The organism is Streptomyces sp. NBC_00461 (assembly GCF_036013935.1).
GTDB lineage: Bacteria > Actinomycetota > Actinomycetes > Streptomycetales > Streptomycetaceae > Streptomyces.
This window is the reverse complement of the sequence record NZ_CP107902.1, coordinates 8,241,583-8,256,973: the sequence shown is the minus strand read 5'-3', so window position 1 is coordinate 8,256,973 and position 15,391 is coordinate 8,241,583. Positions and strand designations below refer to the sequence as shown.

General features: G+C 70.6%; 13 protein-coding genes. 5 read left to right on the top strand and 8 right to left on the bottom strand.

Annotation, left to right across the window (positions count from 1 at the left end; translation table 11 throughout):
• Positions 1–57: 57 nt before the first annotated feature.
• Positions 58–720, bottom strand: a complete 663-nt coding sequence (locus OG870_RS38235; protein WP_266525479.1) for an MmyB family transcriptional regulator — start codon at positions 718–720, stop codon at positions 58–60.
• A gap of 223 nt (positions 721–943) precedes the next feature.
• On the opposite strand from OG870_RS38235, the gene OG870_RS38230 reads away from it, so the two are divergent.
• Positions 944–1,597 carry a helix-turn-helix domain-containing protein gene (locus tag OG870_RS38230; protein ID WP_266525477.1) on the top strand — a complete coding sequence of 218 codons (654 nt, stop codon included), beginning with the start codon at positions 944–946 and terminating at the stop codon, positions 1,595–1,597.
• 32 nt (positions 1,598–1,629) lie between these two features.
• Complete coding sequence (locus OG870_RS38225) at positions 1,630–2,160, top strand: toxin-antitoxin system, toxin component (protein WP_266592595.1); 531 nt, start codon at positions 1,630–1,632, stop codon at positions 2,158–2,160.
• A 78-nt stretch (positions 2,161–2,238) separates the two neighbouring features.
• On the opposite strand, the gene OG870_RS38220 is transcribed toward OG870_RS38225, so the two are convergent.
• On the bottom strand, positions 2,239–3,282 hold the full coding sequence (locus OG870_RS38220) for an alpha/beta fold hydrolase (protein WP_266591451.1): 1,044 nt from the start codon (positions 3,280–3,282) through the stop codon (positions 2,239–2,241).
• Between the two features lie 241 nt (positions 3,283–3,523).
• On the opposite strand from OG870_RS38220, the gene OG870_RS38215 reads away from it, so the two are divergent.
• Complete coding sequence (locus OG870_RS38215; protein ID WP_266525469.1) at positions 3,524–3,751, top strand: hypothetical protein; 228 nt, start codon at positions 3,524–3,526, stop codon at positions 3,749–3,751.
• A 17-nt stretch (positions 3,752–3,768) separates the two neighbouring features.
• Here the strand turns inward: OG870_RS38215 and OG870_RS38210 are convergent, their stop codons facing one another.
• Positions 3,769–4,452: a 4'-phosphopantetheinyl transferase family protein gene (locus OG870_RS38210; RefSeq protein ID WP_266525467.1), complete on the bottom strand. Its 684-nt coding sequence runs from the start codon at positions 4,450–4,452 to the stop codon at positions 3,769–3,771.
• Positions 4,449–5,309: a metallophosphoesterase family protein gene (locus tag OG870_RS38205; RefSeq protein ID WP_266591449.1), complete on the bottom strand. Its 861-nt coding sequence runs from the start codon at positions 5,307–5,309 to the stop codon at positions 4,449–4,451. Before OG870_RS38205 ends, OG870_RS38210 begins: the two co-directional genes overlap by 4 nt.
• A 287-nt stretch (positions 5,310–5,596) precedes the next feature.
• On the opposite strand from OG870_RS38205, the gene OG870_RS38200 reads away from it, so the two are divergent.
• Positions 5,597–6,724 carry an ATP-grasp domain-containing protein gene (locus OG870_RS38200; protein WP_266591447.1) on the top strand — a complete coding sequence of 376 codons (1,128 nt, stop codon included), beginning with the start codon at positions 5,597–5,599 and terminating at the stop codon, positions 6,722–6,724.
• 209 nt (positions 6,725–6,933) lie between these two features.
• Positions 6,934–8,619, top strand: coding sequence for a carbohydrate binding domain-containing protein (locus OG870_RS38195; protein ID WP_266591445.1), 1,686 nt, complete (start codon positions 6,934–6,936; stop codon positions 8,617–8,619).
• Positions 8,620–8,780: 161 nt separating this feature from the next.
• On the opposite strand, the gene OG870_RS38190 is transcribed toward OG870_RS38195, so the two are convergent.
• From OG870_RS38190 to OG870_RS38175, 4 genes are all read right to left on the bottom strand, one after another.
• Positions 8,781–10,031 (bottom strand): alpha-L-fucosidase, encoded by a 1,251-nt coding sequence (locus tag OG870_RS38190; RefSeq protein ID WP_266591443.1) that lies wholly within the window; start codon positions 10,029–10,031, stop codon positions 8,781–8,783.
• Between the two features lie 3 nt (positions 10,032–10,034).
• Positions 10,035–13,076: an alpha-mannosidase gene (locus OG870_RS38185; protein WP_327691955.1), complete on the bottom strand. Its 3,042-nt coding sequence runs from the start codon at positions 13,074–13,076 to the stop codon at positions 10,035–10,037.
• Positions 13,077–13,184: 108 nt separating this feature from the next.
• Positions 13,185–14,522 (bottom strand): 6-phospho-beta-glucosidase, encoded by a 1,338-nt coding sequence (locus OG870_RS38180; RefSeq protein ID WP_266525455.1) that lies wholly within the window; start codon positions 14,520–14,522, stop codon positions 13,185–13,187.
• On the bottom strand, positions 14,519–15,283 hold the full coding sequence (locus tag OG870_RS38175; protein ID WP_266525453.1) for a DeoR/GlpR family DNA-binding transcription regulator: 765 nt from the start codon (positions 15,281–15,283) through the stop codon (positions 14,519–14,521). The genes OG870_RS38180 and OG870_RS38175 overlap by 4 nt, the downstream gene beginning before the upstream one ends.
• Between the last annotated feature and the right edge of the window lie 108 nt (positions 15,284–15,391).

Below are 15,391 nucleotides of genomic sequence, written 5' to 3'. Positions count from 1 at the left end.
GCCGGGACCATCCCGCTCGTCCTGATGATCGCCCCGCACTGATGGCCCTGGTGGCGGTCAGGACCCGGGGGCCGGCACGACCCTCAGGTGTGCCGCCACAGGGCGCGGCCTACGAGCCTTGGCCCGGTCGCGGCGGGTCTCCCGCAGGACCAGCGTCATCCGCGTGTACCCCATGCCCTGCAGCGTCCTCGGCGTCTCGTCCACCACCCGGCAGTCGGTGGCGCCCCAGCGAGGATCGGGGTGCATCAGGGGGCGTACGGCGCCGTCGTGCGCCACGGCCTGTTCACCGACCGCGCGGATCCAGTGCGGCAGCCCCTGCCGGTAGGCGGCCTCCATGATCGGGTCCTGGGCGATGTCGCGGCGGATGGACTGCAGTCCGTGGTCGTGGCCGTACTGCTCGACGGCGGCGGCGAAGTGCGCCAGCATCGGCAGGAACCAGCTCGACTCGTGCTCGCCGAGGACCGTGGCCGCGTCCGGGTGGAAGAGGACGAATCTGAGGAAGTTCTCACCCGGCATGGCAGTCGGGTGCGGGCCCACCTCGCGGAAAAGTGACGCGAAAGCATTGTTGGAGAGAACAACGTCCCAGCGGTGGTCGAGGACGACGGACGGAAAAGGGACGGCCTCCAGGAGGGTGGCGTAGTCCTGCAGATACGCCTGGGCGTCGAGACTCTCGGGGACGGGCCGCGGTACCGACCGCTGCCCTCCTGCCTGATGCGCCATCGGGAGGTCACCCCTCTTGCCTCTGCGGCCTTCACGCGGCGCCTTGATCCTGCGGCCCCGACCTGAGTCGTGTCAACTATCGTGGCATTTCATGCTGGTTGACGGCTGAAATTGGCCACAGTTGTGGCGACACCTGGATGCGAGTTCGAACTACCCGGTAATCTCCGTCGAGTTCACGGCAACCGCTTGTGAGAAGCCTGTGAGAAACGTAGGAGATCTGTCGGTGACGGATGGCTTCGAGGGGCCGGGCACCACGGCGACGACCGCAGCGCTGCCGGCCGTCGTCGCTCGCGTCACCGCGCTCGCCGACCGGCTCGCCGTGCCGCATGCGGAGGTCTTCGACACCGGCCGGCTGTCCGCTGCCTCCGGCGTCCCCGAACCGGTGGTCCGGGCCCTGCTGAGCGGACGACCGGCGGGCGAGCCCGATGTGCAGGCACGCTTCCTGCAGCGACTGGACCTGCTGCGCCGCACCCGGCTCAAGCCCAACGGGCGCAAGTACACCCAGCAGGAGATCGCCGACGGCGCGGGCATGTCCCGCCAGCAGGCGGGCGCACTCATCAACGGCGACCGGCGTCCCACCATGGAGCACTGCGACGCCATCCAGCGGTTCTTCCGGGTGCACGCCGGATTCCTCACGGCCGAGGATCCCGAGGCCCTCACGGGCGCCCTGCAGAGCACCGAGCAGGAACTCCTGCACAAGCTCGCCGAGCGGGAGGCGGCCGCGGCCGTCGACGACCCGCTGGAGCGGCTGCTGCAGGACCACGGCGTCCGCGGGATCGCCTGGCGGGCCGCGCAGCTGCCCACCGACCAGCACCGCGACAAGGTGGCGGAATGGCTGGACATGCTCCTGGAGAGCGTCAAGCGGCCCGAGTCGTGAGCCTGGGGAGAGGTGGGGGCATCGGCAAGGACATGCGCCGCCTGTGCGCGGAGCTGGTCGCGGAGCTCACCCTTGCCGCACCGGCCCGGCCCGCGGACCTGTACGGCGCACTGTGCGACGCGATGAGCAGGCGCCGCGGCCGGCCCGTCCACTTCCGTACGGCCGCCTTCCCGACCGGCACCGCGAGCGGGCTGTGGCTCGACATGGCCGACCAGGACCTCGTCGTGATCGAGGAACGGACCGCGCCGGACCACCAGTTGGTGATCCTCGGGCACGAGCTGTGGCACATCAAGGCCGGGCACGGCGGCCATCACGTCGAGGGCGCCAAGGTCGCGGCCCGGCTGCTCAGCGACGGCGCCGACCTGAGTGCCGCCGTCCGCACCGTGGCCGCCCGCAGTCGCTTCGACCTGGCCGACGAGCAGGAGGCCGAGACCTTCGGCCTGCTCCTCGCCAGCAAGTGCCGTACGCGGCTTCCGGGTTCGGGGTTGCGCGGGCCGGTGCAGCGCGATCATCTGGCGGGGCGGATCGAGGCGTCGTTGGGGTATGTCGGGCCGCAGGGCTGAGCGGTCGCGGGTCGGGCGCGCAGTGGAATGTCGCATGCCGCTGAGAGGGGTACGTGACGCGCGACCACGAGTGCCGGGTCAGGTGGCGCTGCGTTCACTCGCCTCCCTCAGTTCGCGTTCCACCTCCCGGTTGCGGGCCGTGTCCGGCCGCCCGGCGCCGGTGGCGGGCCGGCCCTCGACGAGCAGCTTCCGCCAGTGTTCTCGGCTCCAGTGGGCGGGTGTCGTGCTCGCCGTGAAGTCCTCGATCAGCGAGACGAAGCGCATGGGGTCGCTGTGGAACGGGAAGTGCCCGGCGTCCTCGAATATCTCCAGGCGGCTGCCCGGCATCGCCTCGTGTGCCCCGAACGCGTGTCGCACCGGCACCACGCTGTCGCGGTCGCCCCACATCAGCATGGTCGGCATGCCCTCGGTGAGATAGCACCGGTCGAGCATGGTGACGACCTGGCCGCGCCAGTCGACGACCGCGCGCAGGGTGCGGATGAAGGCGTTGCGGGAGGTCTCGTCGGGCAACGCGTCGACGAGGGTGAGGAGTTCGGGGGCGTCCTGGCCGAGGTCGGTGTCCAGGAGCCTCATCAGACGTGCCACGAGCCCCACTTGGAGTCGCATCCCGGGCAACCGCAGCGTGGACAGCATCAGGTGGGCTCCGGGCAGGGAGACCAGCCGCAGAACGGGGTTGACCTCGCGGCCGACGCCGCCCGCGCTGACCAGGACGAGCCGCTCGGTGCGCTCGGGGAACTGGTAGGCGAACTGCATGGCCACGCCTCCGCCCAGCGAGTGCCCGACCAGGGTCGCCGACTCGATACCGAGGGTGGTGAGCAGATCCCGTACGCCGTTCGCGTAGGCGGCCACCGAGTAGTCCGCGCGCGGTTTGTCCGAGGCGCCGTGACCGAGCAGGTCGGGGGCGATCACGGTGTGCGTCCGGGCGAGGTCGGGGATCAACTCGGCCCAGGTCTCCGAGGAGTCCCCGATGCCGTGGACGAGGACGAGCGCCGGGCCCTCGCCGGCCATGCGGAAGGCTCGCCGGTAGCCGTGCACCACGCGGTACTGCAACTCGAGTTCCCCGTCGCCCACCGGTCGCAGCCGTACGGCGCGCACCGGGCGCCGGGGCGGGACGTCGACCACGCACTCGCCTCCCGTTCCGTGGCGGCCGCACAAGCGGCCGGAAGCCCTTGCCATCCAATGTAGAGCGGCTGTCCCACGTGGGGTTTCGGGAAGGTTTCGCCTCCGCTAAGCGGGCGAAGGGACGCGTTCGGGAACCCGATTGTCAGTGGCGGGCGGCAAGCTGGAGTTGCGCCCCCCTGTGCGGGGCGTGCGCGCCGACGGGCGCGCGGGACGACGACGCCGACACGGGGAGAGCCGACACATGCCCACAGCCGTACTGACCGACCAGGAGCGCACCGCCGTACAGGCTTATGTCCGGCTGCTGCACACCGTTCGAGCCGCCTTCGACGGTCCCCCTGGCTCCGGCCGACCACCCGTCGTGCCGCCCGGCGTGCTCGCCGAGGCGGAGCAGGCGCTGGCGGCCGCGGGGTTGAGGGGGAACGAGGAGGAGTTCTTCCGGCTGCTGCAGAGCTGGTGCCCCGAGCCGTGACGTGTGCCGGCGGGGGCTCAGGGCGTGTGCGGCACCGTGATCGCCGTTGCCACCAGCCCCCGCTGGACGGTCCACCGGCCCTCGAAGTGACCGAGGCGCCGGCCGCCGACCAGCGGGCCGGGGACGAGGAGTTGGGCGCGGAAGCGGCCGTGCAACGGCTCGCCGGGGCCGACGGACATCTCGATGTCGGCTTCCGTGAACTCCAGCCACTGTCGGGTGAGGGGGAACCACGCCTTGTAGACGGATTCCTTGGCGCTGAACAGCAGCCGGTCCCAGTGGATCCCGGGATGCTGCGCGGCCAGCCGGCGCAGCCTGGCGCCTTCGGCGGGCAGGGAGACGGCCTCCAGGACGCCCTCCGGGAGCGGCTGGTGGGGTTCGGCGTCGATGCCGAGGGAGGCGACGTCGGTGGCGCGGACCAGGGCGGCGGCGGCGTAGCCGTCGCAGTGGGTCATGCTGCCGGCCAGGCCGTGCGGCCAGTGCGGCGCCCCGCGTTCGCCGGGCAGGACGGGCTGCGGCGGCACGCCGAGCTTGTCCATGGCGCGGCGTGCGCAGGCACGTACGAGGGCGAACTCGCGGCGGCGTTTGTCGACCGCCTGCGCGACGACCTCGGCCTCCTCGGGGTACAGCGGCGCGGGCTCGCTCCCGTCGTCGCCGTGCACCTCCACGGCCACCACCTCGTCCGGCAGCAGCTCCTCGATCACCCGACCCCGACCTCCTTCGGCAGTACGCGGCGCAGTCTCCCCGGTGGCTCCGCCCGCTTGCGCCACTCCCGGGGGTAGCCGACGGAGACCTCCTCGAAGCGGACTCCCTCGTGCCAGGTGGTCCGCGGGATGTGGAGGTGTCCGTAGACCATCGTCTCGACCCTGAAGCGCCGGTGCCAGTCCGCGGTCAGGTCCGTGCCGCACCACATGGCGAATTCGGGGTACCACAGGACGTCACAGGGGTGCCGGTCCAGTGGGTAGTGGTTGACGAGGACGGTGGGCAGGTCGGCGGGGAGCGCGGTGAGCCTGCGTTCGGTCTCGGCGACGCGGGCCCGGCACCAGGCCTCGCGGCTGGGGTAGGGGTCGGGGTGGAGCAGGTACTCGTCGTTGCACACGATGCCGGTCCCGTGCGCGTACTCCAGTCCCTGTTCCTTGGTGACGCAGCCGTCGGGCAGGAACGAGTAGTCGTAGAGGAGGAAGAGCGGTGCCACGGCCACGGGGCCGTCGGGGCTCTGCCACACGGGATAGGGGTCCTCGGGTGTCGTGACGCCCAGCTCGCGGCACATGGCGACGAGGTGTTCGTAGCGGGCGACGCCGCGCAGGGTGACGGGGTCCTTCGGGTGGGTCCAGAGTTCGTGGTTGCCCGGCGCCCAGATGACCTTGCGGAAGCGGCCCGCGAGGGTTTCCAGGGTCCAGCGGATGTCGGACACGGTCTCGGAGACGTCGCCGGCCACGAGCAGCCAGTCCTCGTCCGACTCGGGGCGCATGGCCTCGACCAGGGCGCGGTTCTCGGCGTATCCGATGTGCAGGTCGCTGATGGCCAGCAGTTGTCCGGCACCACCGGCCGTCGACGTCACGTCCCTCCCCCTCCGTACACCCCCCGCGCACGCCCACCCGGCGCACGCATGAACGGGACCACGAGAACACATGTCGCCGGTGCGGGACAAGGCGGCACGATCGGAGGATCCGCGAGGGGAATCCGTAACACGTACGTTGCACGTGCGGCCTCCGCGAAGCCGTATGATCGCCCCGACACCACCACCACAAAACCCCTCGGACAGGGGCGGTTTGGTGACCCTCCAGCTCCCCTGCCCGGGCACGGGCTGCTCCGCCGTGCCCGCGAACCGTGAAAGGACGGCCCTGCATGGTCTCTCGCGTACGCGTCTGGCTCAACCGCACGTACGCGGAGAACGTGTTCTTCATGGATCAGCTGCGACGAAATCCCAGCGATCGGGCGGTCGAGATCCATGCGACGCACGGGGACGCGGACTCTCCCGTGCTGGCCGCCGCCGACACCGCCGACCTGGAGCCGGAAGGCCTGTCTCCCGCCGGGTACGTGGAGTTCGCGCTGGCCCAGTGCCGGCGTCGCGGGATCGACGTGTTCGTGCCACGGCTGCACCAGTCGGCGATCGTGGCGCACCGCGCCGATTTCGAGGCGGCCGGTACGGCGCTGCTCGCGCCGCCGCCGGAGGCCGTGGCCGTCTTCGAGGACAAGGTGATCGCCTACGAGGCCATGGAGGCGATCGGGGCACCGGTGCCGCCGTGGTGGCGGGTGCGGTCGGCGGATGAACTCGTCGCGGCCGTCGAGGAGTTGGAGGCGGGCGGGCACAAGGCGTGCTTCAAGCCGGCGTCCGGTGCGGGCGGGGTGGGCTTCCGTGTGATCACGCGCGCTCCGTTCTCGATGGCGCAGCTGAACGGCTTCCCGAGCCCGTATGTGCCGATGGACCTCGTCGTGGAGGCGCTGCGGCAGGCCGAGGAGTCTGTCGACTGGCTGGTGATGCCGCGTCTGGAGCAGCCGGAGGTGTCGGTGGACTGTCTCACCGGGCCCGACGACCGGGTGCGGCTGGCGATCGGACGCACCAAGAACGGCCGGCGGCGCGGGTTCACGCTGCACGAGCAGTGGCTGGAGCCGGCGCGGCTGATCGCGGAGAGCTTCGGGCTGCACTACCTGTCCAACATCCAGTTCCGGATGTACGGCGACCGGCCGGTGCTGATGGATGTGAACACGCGGCCGGCCGGCGGCCTTCACCAGCTGTCGCTGTGCGGGGTCAACGCACCTTGGGCGGCGGTGCAGTTGGCTCTCGGGGAGGATCCGGGCGAGATGGCTCCGCCGTTCCTGGGGCAGGACTACACGGTGGTTTCCGCGCCGCGGCAGTTGCGGCCGGTGACCTTGCCGCAGCAGCGGGCCGAGGCGCCGAGCGAGGCGTTGCTGCCGGCCGTTCCTGCGCCGGTCGACTCCGTCGAGGTCGCGGGTGAGGTACTGCCGCTTTAGGTTTGCGGCCGGGTGCGGGTTCGTCGTGGTTGATCGCGCAGTTCCCCGCGCCCCTGAAAGCGTGTGGTTTCCCGGGCACCTTGGAAGGGGCGGCTTGTTCACCGGTATGGACCAATTCGGCGTCAGGCCTTGACACCGGGATTGGTCCATACCAACTTGTGTTGCGCACCTCTGCACTCCCGGACACCCCATTCCTTCAGGGAGATCGCGTGCGCAACTCACTCGGACGTCACAGACGTCGGCTCCTCGCACTGCTCGGCTCCGCCGCACTCGCGCTCGCCGGGGCCATCGCTCTTCCCGGTACGGCCCAAGCGGCCAACATCCTGACCAACTCCGGCTTCGAGTCGGGCGGCCTCTCCCCGTGGAGCTGCACCGGCAACCTCGGCTCAGTCGTCTCCTCCCCCGTGCACGGGGGCGCCAAAGCCCTGCAGGGCGCGGTGAGTTCGAGCGACAACGCGCAGTGCAGCCAGACGGTCGCGGTCCGGCCGAACACCACGTACTCGCTCAGCGGCTGGGTGCGCGGCTCGTACGTCTACCTCGGCGTGAACGGCGGCGCCTCCACCTGGACGACGTCCCCGTCGGCGTACAGCCAGCTGTCCGTCTCCTTCACGACCGGCGCCTCGCAGACCAGCGCGACGATCTACGTCCACGGCTGGTACGCCCAGGGCAGCTACTACGCCGACGACATCAGCCTGGACGGGCCCGGCGGCGGTGGCGGCTCGGACAACCAGGCGCCCAGCACGCCGACCGGGCTGACCTCCACCGGCAAGACGTCATCGAGCGTGTCACTGAAGTGGAACGCCTCGACGGACAACGTGGGCGTCACGGCGTATGACATCTACAGCGGTTCGAACAACGTCCTCACCGTCTCCGGCACGTCCGCCACGGTCGGCGGGCTGTCGCCCAGCACCGGATACAGCTTCACCGTCAAGGCGCGGGACGCGGCCGGGAACACCTCCGGGGCCTCCAATGCCGTGAGCGTGACGACGGACGCGGGCGGCGGTGGCGGGACCGGATTCAAGCAGGCGGCGCCGTATCTGTACGAGGGCTGGGGCGATCCGCCGAGCCCGAGCACGGTGATGAGCGCGACCGGCGTCAAGTGGTTCACGATGGCCTTCGTGCTGGACTCGGGCGGCTGCACCCCGGCCTGGGACGGCAGCCGGGCACTGACCGGTGGCGTCGACCAGACCGCCATCAACCAGATCCGGTCCGCCGGCGGTGACATCGTGCCGTCGTTCGGCGGCTGGCAGGGCAGCAAGCTCGGCGCCAACTGCTCCTCCGCGAGCGCACTCGCCGGGGCCCTGCAGAAGGTGATCGACGCCTACTCGCTCAAGGCGATCGACATGGACATCGAGAACTCGGACGAGTTCGAGAACGAGGCCGTCCAGGCGAAGATCCTGACCGCCCTCAAGACGGTCAAGGCGAACAACCCTGGCCTGAAGACCATCGTCACCTTCGGTACGTCGACCACCGGCCCGACGTACTACGGCAACCGGCTCATCGAGCAGGCGCAGTCGCTCGGCGCGGGCATCGACGTCTTCACGATCATGCCGTTCGACTTCGGCGGCGGCTCCGACATGTACGGCAACACCGTGAACGCGGCCGAGGGTCTGAAGGCCAAGCTGAAGTCGACCTTCGGCTGGGACGACGCCACCGCCTACTCCCACATCGGCATCTCGGGCATGAACGGCCTGTCCGACCAGCAGGAGACGACCACTCCGGCGATCTGGACCCAGATCAAGGACTGGTCGAACTCCCACCACATCGCGCGGCTCGCCTTCTGGTCGGTCAACCGCGACCGGCCGTGCCCGGGCGGGGGCGTGGTGAGCAACTGCTCCGGCATCAGCCAGAACAACTGGCAGTTCACCTCGATCACGGCCGGCTTCACCGGCTGAGGAGTATTCGAGGAGGCTGGAAGAAGGGCTGGCGCCCGGGCTCCCGCGGCGGGAAGAATCTTGAACCGACCCGCCGCGGGGGCACTCCCGTGGCACGACGGCACGGGATCCGGGGGCGGCTCAGCGCAACCAGAGCCGGGACGGCTGTATGTGAGTGGTCGTCAGAACCGGCCCGACCCCCGGTACAGCTCCAGATCCCCTTCCAACTCGACGGCCAGTACGGTGGCGTACGGGTCCAGGTCCGCCTCCGTCGGCGGGTCGATCCACAGCACGCCGACCGCGTCGTGCAGGCCGCCGACCACCCGGTGGCCGAGTTCGGTACCCGTGCCGAGCACGGTGACCTTGCGGACCGCCGTCGCCAGCCCCCGGACGCCGATCTCGGCGCGCGGGATGTCGAACAGGGTGAGGTACACCGTGCGGCGGTCGGCGGACAGGGTGCTGGGACCGTAGTGGTGCCCGGGCGGCAGCCCGCGCTGCGTCCCGTACACCGCCTCCTCGTGCTTGCGAATCCACTCCCCCAGGCCTTCCAGACGCTCGACCTGCGGCTGCGGGATGGTGCCGTCCTCCATCGGGCCGACATCGAGGAGCAGGTTGCCGCCCGCGCCGATGGTCTCGGTGAAGTAGCGGATCAGCTGGGCGAGCGGCTTGTGGTTGTGGTCGTGGTGCTGGTAGCCCCATGAGTCGTTGATCGTCAGGCACAGTTCCCAGGGGCCGTCCGGCGGCACGATGGGGGCGCCCTGCTCGGGGGTGGCGTAGTCGCCCTCGCTGAGCATGCGGGCGTTGAAGACGACATCCGGGGAGTACGAGCGGATGAGCGCGGCGAGTTCGGGGATGCGCCACTGTTCCTCGCTGCGGTCCCACTCACCGTCGAACCACATCAGGTCGGGGTGGTAGCGGGAGGCCAACTCCGTGATCTGGCCGTCCCGGTAGGCGATGAACCGCTCCCAGGCGTCCAGGTCCTCGTGCTCGGCCGCCACCTCGGAGTAGCGGTTGTCCTCCTGCTCCGGGGGGCGGCCCGGCTTGCGGGTGGAGGCGTAGTCGGGGTGGCTCCAGTCGGAGTGGGAGTAGTAGAAGCCGACCTTGAGGCCCCTCTCGCGCAGTGCCTCCGCGTAGCCGGTGAGGTAGTCCCGGCCGAGGTTGAGGTCGCCGTACTGCGTGTCCCACAGGGCCACGCCGTCGTGGTGACGGCTCGTCAGGACGGCGTACTTGGCGCCCGCCCGGGCGAACAGGTCCGCCCAGGCCTTCGGGTCGTACCTGGCGCCGGTGAAGCGGTCGAGCTGGGACATGTACTGGTCGTGCGGCACGATGTCGTCGTAGAACGACCAGGATTCCTGTACGCCGTCGACCGCGTAGATGCCCCAGTGGACGAAGATCCCCAACTTGGCGTCGGTGAACCACGGTTGGATGGGCACGCGTCACCCCCTCCGCAGTCGGAGCGTCAGGATCTGGAAGGGCCGCAGCTCGACGGGGACGCCGCCGTCGACCACGTCCGCGTCCTCCAGCCGCCGTTCCAGCAGGTCGGTCACCTGGGCGCCGGCGAGCGGGAAGCCGGTGCGCAGGACGCCCTGGGCGCGGCCGCCGCGGGACTCGTAGAGCCGTACGACGACATCGCCCGAGGCGTCGTCGGCGAGCTTGACCGCCTCGACGGTGACGCCCTCGCCGTCCACGGAGACCACCGGCTCCGGGGCGCCGGCCGAATCCGCCACCCGCAGGGGGAGGTTGAGGGCGTAGCCCTCGGCGACCGCGTCGTCGATGCCCGCGCCGGGGAGGAGGGAGTAGGTGAAGCGGTGCTTGCCCTGGTCAGCCTCGGGGTCGGGCACGCGCGGGGCGCGGACCAGGCTGAGGCTGACCCGGGTCGTCGTGCCGCCGTCCTCCCGGACCGTGCGGGTCACGTCGTGGCCGTAGGTCGAGTCGTTGATGACGGCGACGCCGTAGCCGGGCTCGGCGATGTGCACCCAGCGGTGGCCGGAGACCTCGAAACGGGCCGCCTCCCAGCTGGTGTTGGTGTGCGTGGGCCGCTGGACGTGGCCGAACTGGATCTCGGCGGAGGAGTGCGGGGCCCGGATGTCCACCGGGAAGCCCGCCTTGAGGATCTTCTCGGCCTCGTGCCAGTCGATGTCGGTCTCGAAGTCGATGCGGGCGCTGCCGGCCCGGAGCGTGACCGTCTGGGTGATCCTGGAGCCCTTGCCGAAGGAGCGCTCGATGCGGATGGCGCCGACCAGCGGGTCCGCCTCGACCACGGTGACCGACTCGGGCTCCAGCAGGTCCGTGTAGCGGTTCCTGTAGTGCTTGTCGATGTCCCAGGCGTCCCAGTAGTTGGGCAGGTCGGTGTGCAGGCGGAGCAGATTGCCCTGTTCGGCGAGGACCTCGCGGTTCGCCCGCAGGTCGAACACGGACGACAGGGTTCCGTCCTCAGCGACCTCGACACGGACCAGGCCGTTGTCGAGGACGCGGCCGTCGGCCGTCACCGGCTGTGCGGGCTCGGCGGCCACGAGGGGCGCGCTGCCGCTCGCGGGCACCCGCACGTACGCGGGCAGGCCCTCGGGCGTACGGACGACTTCGGCGCGGTCGTAGGGGCTGGTGTTGAAGACCCGGCTCCCGCCACCGCCCAGCGCGGCCACGGCCTGGGCCGTCAGCTCCTCCAACTCCTTTGCCACCCGGGCGTATTCGGCCTCCGCCTCGCGGTGCACCCAGGCGATCGACGAGCCGGGCAGGATGTCGTGGAACTGGTGCAGCAGCACCGTCTTCCACAGCCGGTCCAGCTTCTCGTACGGGTAGGCGTAGCCCGGCGCGTACAGTGCGGCCGTCGTCGCCCACAGCTCGGCCTCGCGGAGCTTGTGCTCGGAGCGGCGGTTGCCCTGCTTGGTGCGGGCCTGGGAGGTGTAGGTGGCGCGGTGCAGCTCCAGGTAGAGCTCGCCGTTCCAGACCGGGGCGTCCGGGTACTCCTCGCGGGCCTTGGCGAAGAAGGCGTCGGGGTGCTCGACGACGACCTTGGGCGAGCCCTCCAGGTCGGCGAGCCTGCGCGCCCGCTCCATGATCTCGCGGGTGGGGCCGCCACCGCCGTCGCCCCAGCCGAACGGGGCGAGGGAGCGCGTACCGCCGCCCTTCTCCTGGTAGTTGCGTACCGCGCGGTCCATCTCCTCGCCGCTGAAGCGCGCGTTGTAGGTGTCGACCGGCGGGAAGTGGGTGAAGATGCGGGTGCCGTCGATGCCCTCCCACCAGAAGGTGTGGTGGGGGAACTTGTTGGTCTGGTTCCAGGAGATCTTCTGGGTGAGGAACCACTCGTTGCCGGCGAGCTTGGCGAGCTGCGGGTAGGCGGCGTTGTAGCCGAAGGAGTCCGGCAGCCAGACGCCCTTGGTCTCGATGCCGAAGTGCTCGATGAAGAACCGCTTGCCGTGGATGAACTGGCGGGCGACGGCCTCGCCGCCGGGCAGGTTGCCGTCGGACTCGACCCACATGCCGCCGACCGGCGCCCACTGGCCCTTCTTCACGGACTCCTGGATGCGCGCCCACACCTGCGGGTAGTTGTCGCGGACCCACTCGTACTGCTGGGCCTGGGAGCAGGCGAAGATGAACTCGTCGTACTCGTCGGCGAGCGAGGTGACGTTGGAGAAGGTGCGGGACGTCTTGCGCTTGGTCTCGCGGATGGGCCACAGCCAGGCGGAGTCGATGTGCGCGTGGCCGACGCCGGAGATGGTGTGGGCGCTGGCGTGCGCGGGCTTGGCGAGGACAGGGGCGAGCACCTCGCGGACGGCGGCGGCGCTGCCGGAGACGTCGTCCAGGTCGAGGGCGTCCATGGCCCGGTCCAGGGCGTGCAGGATCTCGTGGCGGCGCGGCTCGTGCTCGGCGAGGTGGACCATCAGCTCGCGCAGTACCTGGAGGTCCAGGTCGAGGTGGAAGACCTCCTCGTCGAGGACGGCGAGGTCGGCGCGCCGGAAGGTGTACAGCGGCTTGTCGCCGGCGGTCAGCACGTCGCCCAGATGCGTGGGCGCGGCGAAGTCGTTGGCCAGGATGTCGGGGTTGGAGGCGGCCTCGACCAGGTAGTCGATCTGCTCGCCGCCCGTCGCCGGGTTGGCGATCGGCACGTACTGGTTGAGCGGGTTGACCGCCTTCAGCGGCGTCCCGTCGGTGAGGTGGACCAGCGCCTCGGCCTGGTTGCCCGGCCAGTCGCCCACGAAGCCGAGGTCGATGACCGTCTCGACGCGCCGGCCGGCCCACTCGGCGGGCACCTGCCCGCTCATCCGGAACCAGGTCGTGCCCCAGGGCGGGCCCCACGGGGTGTTCATCGCGAACGGCTCGTACGCGGCGGCCGCGGCCTCCTCGAAGGGGACCGGCTCGCCCGGCGCCTGCCAGGCCTCGACCGCCAGGGGGACGGTGGCCGCGTAGATCGCGGGCTTGATGCGCTGGTTGTGGAGGCGCTCGGCGCGCTCCTCGATCCGGCGGCGTTCGTCGTGCATGGGAAGTCTCCAGAAACCAGGGAGCCGAGAGAAGAAGGAGGACGGAAGCAGGAGGACGGAAGCAGGGGAACGGGAGAAGGCGGGGGAAAGCGCTTTCCGGTGGGGCGCCTACCTAAGGTACGCCAGTCCGGGGTGCACGTCGGTGTATCCCTCGACCAGCCGTCGGGCCACGTTCACCGAGTCGACCAGCGGGTGCAGCGCGAACGCCTTCACGGCCGTCGTACGGGAGCCGGACTCCGCGGCGGCCAGCACCTCGCGCTCGACCGCCTTCACCGCGCAGACCAGGCCGGTGGCGTGCTCGGGCAGCGGGGCGACGGTGACCGGGTGCGCGCCGTTGGCGTCGACCAGGCACGGGACCTCGATGACGGCTTCGGCGTCGAGCACCGAGAGGGTGCCGCGGTTTCGGACATTGAGGATCAGGGTGGTGCGCTCGTCCCGGGCGATGGCCCGCATCAGGGCGAGGGCGACCTTCTCGTAGCCGCCGGAGAGGTCGTCGGCGTCGCGTTCGCCGGCGCCGGCGCTCTCCCGGTTCTCGGCCATGTAGGTCGCCTCGCGCTCGGCGCGGGTGCGGTCCCAGGCGGTCAGGGCGTGCGCGTCGGGGTCGCGCATCTCCTCGTAGAAGTGGGCCTGCTGGTCGCGCAGGAAGGCGCCGCGGGTCTTCTCGGCCTGCTGGTAGGCGCGGACGGCCTCGCGGTTGAAGTAGTAGTAGTGCAGGTATTCGTTGGGGATCGCGCCGAGGGACTGCAGCCAGTCGACGCCGAAGAGCTTGCCCTCCTCGAAGGAGCCGAGCAGGTCGGGGTCAGCGAGCAGCCGCGGGAGTTCGTCACGCCCCGCGATGTGCAGGCCGCGGACCCAGCCGAGGTGGTTGAGGCCGACGTAGTCGATCCAGGCCTCCTTCGGGTTCCCGCCGAGCACCCGGGCGATACGGCGGCCGAGGCCGACCGGTGAGTCGCAGATGCCGATGACACGGTCGCCGAGGTGGCGGGACATGGCCTCGGTGACCAGGCCGGCCGGGTTGGTGAAGTTGATGACCCAGGCGTCGGGGGCGAGACGGGCCACGCGCCGGGCGATGTCGACGGCGACCGGGACGGTCCTGAGGCCGAAGGCGATGCCGCCCGCGCCGACCGTCTCCTGGCCGAGGACGCCCTCCGCCAGGGCCACCCGCTCGTCGTTCGCCCTGCCCTCCAGGCCGCCGACGCGGATCGCGGAGAAGACGAAGTCGGCGCCGCGCAGTGCCTCGTCGAGGTCGGTGGTCGCCGTCACCGAGGGGGCGTCGGCGACACCGGCCGCCTGTTCGGCGAGCACGCGGGACACCGCGGACAGCCGGCCGGCGTCCAGATCGTGCAGCACGACCTCCGTGACCCGCCCCTCGCCCCGGTCCCCCAGGAGCGCCCCGTACACGAGCGGCACCCGGAACCCGCCGCCGCCCAGAATCGTCAGCCTCACGCTTGCACCTTTCCTGCCACGACCACCTCGACACCCGCCTCCTGAAGGGAGGCGCTGGTCGCCGGGTCGGCCGGCGTGTTCGTCACCACCACGTCCAGGGCCTCGGGACCGCAGACCTTCGCCATGCCCGTACCCGGGAACTTGGCCGAGTCGGCCAGCAGGACGACCCGCTCGCTCGCCTTGATCATGGCGCGCTTGACCGGCACCTCGACGACGGTCGTGTCCATCACCTGCCCACCGGGACGCACTCCACTGGTGCCGAGGAAGAGCCAGTCGGCATGCAGCTGGCGGAGATTGTCCTCGGTCAGGAAGCCGACCAGGGAGCGGTACTCCCGGCGGACCATCCCGCCCAGCAGCACCAGCTCTATGCCCTCGTCGTCGGCGAGCTCCTCGTAGACCACCAGGTTGCTGGTGATCACGGTGAGGCGGCGGCCGTGCAGCTGGCGGGCCAGCCGGAAGGCGGTGGTGCCGATGTCGAGGAGTACCGACTGGCCGTCCCGGACCATCGCCGCGGCGCGCGCCGCTATGGCGTCCTTCTCCGCCACGCGCATCTCGGCGACCTCGGCGAAGGGCTGGTCGCCCTCGTCGACGACGGCACCGCCGTGCACACGCGTGAGCAGTCCGTCGTCCTCCAGCTTGACCAGGTCGCGCCTGACCGTGGCGGGGCTCACACCCAGCTGCTCGGAGAGGTCGGTCACAGCCGCGGGACCGCCGGAGCGCAGGGCCCGCAGGATGAGTTGATGTCGTCGTTCTGCCAGCACGACGTGAACACTACTCGTCATCATCAATCATTTCCATGCTCACTTCTGCTCGGGTATTGACCAATCTCGCGGAGCGGCGCACGATTCCGGTCATCGAAATTGACGAGT

Coding starts and splice junctions, on each gene's coding strand:
- OG870_RS38235 (WP_266525479.1), bottom strand. CDS start 720: ATGGCGCATCAGGCAGGAGGGCAGCGGTCGGTACCGCGGCCCGTCCCC.
- OG870_RS38225 (WP_266592595.1), top strand. CDS start 1,630: ATGCGCCGCCTGTGCGCGGAGCTGGTCGCGGAGCTCACCCTTGCCGCA.
- OG870_RS38215 (WP_266525469.1), top strand. CDS start 3,524: ATGCCCACAGCCGTACTGACCGACCAGGAGCGCACCGCCGTACAGGCT.
- OG870_RS38200 (WP_266591447.1), top strand. CDS start 5,597: ATGGTCTCTCGCGTACGCGTCTGGCTCAACCGCACGTACGCGGAGAAC.
- OG870_RS38185 (WP_327691955.1), bottom strand. CDS start 13,076: ATGCACGACGAACGCCGCCGGATCGAGGAGCGCGCCGAGCGCCTCCAC.